The organism is Methylorubrum podarium (assembly GCF_022179745.1).
In the GTDB taxonomy this organism is placed as follows: Bacteria; Pseudomonadota; Alphaproteobacteria; order Rhizobiales; family Beijerinckiaceae; genus Methylobacterium; species Methylobacterium podarium.
On sequence record NZ_BPRD01000657.1, the window covers coordinates 1 to 1,891 of the forward strand.

General features: G+C 51.5%; 4 protein-coding genes. All 4 read right to left on the reverse strand.

From position 1 onward, the window contains the following. The coding region (locus MFF42_RS25380) for a hypothetical protein (RefSeq protein ID WP_238258745.1) at window positions 1–497 on the reverse strand (497 nt) is incomplete at its 3' end. A gap of 9 nt (window positions 498–506) precedes the next feature. Next, the gene (locus MFF42_RS25385) at window positions 507–824 is read right to left on the reverse strand and encodes a hypothetical protein (protein ID WP_238258746.1); all 318 of its coding nucleotides are present in this window, start codon (window positions 822–824) and stop codon (window positions 507–509) included. After that, window positions 811–1,275, reverse strand: coding sequence for a hypothetical protein (locus MFF42_RS25390; protein ID WP_238258747.1), 465 nt, complete (start codon window positions 1,273–1,275; stop codon window positions 811–813). Before MFF42_RS25390 ends, MFF42_RS25385 begins: the two co-directional genes overlap by 14 nt. A gap of 104 nt (window positions 1,276–1,379) precedes the next feature. Continuing rightward, window positions 1,380–1,891, reverse strand: a 512-nt coding sequence (locus MFF42_RS25395; RefSeq protein WP_238258748.1) for a beta-barrel domain-containing protein, incomplete at its 5' end; no start/stop codon positions are given.

Consider the following 1,891-nt stretch of genomic DNA (forward strand, 5'->3'; position numbering starts at 1 on the left):
GGCATGTTCTCGAACGGGGTATTCGTGCTGTCGGCCCCGTTCGATGCGACGCTGGTGCTGCCGCTGGAACCCGGCCAGTTGGCGAATGGGGTATTCGTGCTGTCGGGCCCATTCGATGCGACGCTGGTGCTGCCGCTGGAACCCGGCCAGTTGGCGAAAGGCGCATCGTATTGCGTATCGGGACTTTGTCCTTTCGGATCCAGGAAGCTTCTAATATTATTAGAGTTATTTTGTAATGCTGATAATACCTGGCCTGCCGTAGCGATTCCACTAAGATTTATTCCAGATTCAATGAAATCTGGATTTTCTTGTGCCCTATTTAGATCTTCTGCCATAGAAATATTTTCGTCAGTCGCATGTTGCCCAAATAAGCGGTCTGATATGTCAATCGTTGCTGCTCTAAAGAGATAATCTCCAACAGGATTATTGTGCCCACCGGGAGCATCGCCGGTCAAATCTGGGAATGCTACATGTAGCGCTTCGTGCGTGGCAGTCACCTCAAATGGCTAAATTTGAGGATCGCTATCGACATAGTATGTATTAACTAGCTTTCCTTGATTGTCTAAACCTAAGTTTGCAATATTAAATACCGTATTTGCAGGACCTGGTGAAGAATTATCTACACGAGTTACTCCAAGGGCACCCTGAGGAGAATTGTTTGAAAAAGATATATTGTAGCTTGATATCTGCTGGTTCGCTAGTAATGACTGGATTTGTGGATCGCTATATATAGTTCTAAGGATTGTTTTGACCTGATTTAAAACATCGTTTGGGACCTTGCTATAGTCTATGTGGACGACACCAATATGTTCAACGTTGCTCATGATATTGCTCCTTTGCAGAATCATTTTTGTCGGGCTTATATTCGGATTTTTGCCATTCTCCTCGGATATCGCATTTTTCTATTGACTCATCCAAAAGTAAATATTGTCGATCATCGGAAAATTCCCATCGGCATATATTCGCATACAGCCTGCTAACCCAGTCTTGTCCTGGAAAACCTATAATTTCAATAATATTACCTGTTGCTCTATAATACCCCACATTCGCAAGACCCTCGGCCTCCTTGTGATTAATATTTGCTGCGTAAACAGTGCCATTGCTTCTAAAGCAAATATACTGCGTTATGTTGTTGTCTTTAATTCTCTTCCAGCATCCCAGGCTATTTTTTGTAAACAAACCGCCTCCCTTTCTAGCTTCGGTAACGCTTGGATGGACGATCACTGTTGAAATAAGCAACACAGATCGTAGAAAAGATGAAATTTTTATTTTCATTGATAACAGTCCGTGGTTTTTCAGAATCAGTCAGACACGTAATTGGTGCCCACAATTGGCGGAGTTTTACTCGAGCATCGTCCCTCCTTGTTACCTATCTGCTTTCACCGTTCATGCCCCGCCTCCGCGAGATGCTGTGCGATGGGGTCGAACAGAAAGGCGATCACCCGCCGGGTCCCGGTGACGATATCGGCCTGCGCCGCCATCCCCGGCCGCAGCGGCACGGAGCGGTCGCCGACCGCCATCGCGGCCCGATCCAGCCGCACCGCGATCCGGTAGCCGCCCTCGTCCGCGCTCGCGCGCCCCTCCGTCTCGGAGCGCTTGTGATTCGTCGCAGGCGCGTTCGTCGCCTCCCGGCTCACCAGCCGCACCGTGCCTGGCACCGTGCCGAAGCGCGTGAACGGGAATGCCTCCAGCTTCACCTCCGCCGCCTGCCCCTCCCGCACGAACCCCGCCTCCCGGTGCGGCAGCATGGCCTCCAGCTCCAGCGGCGTGTCGTCGGGCACCAGGGTCAGGAGGGGGTCGGCCGTGCTCACCACGCCGCCCAGGGTGTGCGCCGTGAGATCCTGCACCGTCCCCGACACCGAAGCCCGCAGGTGCCGCAGGGCCTCGCGCT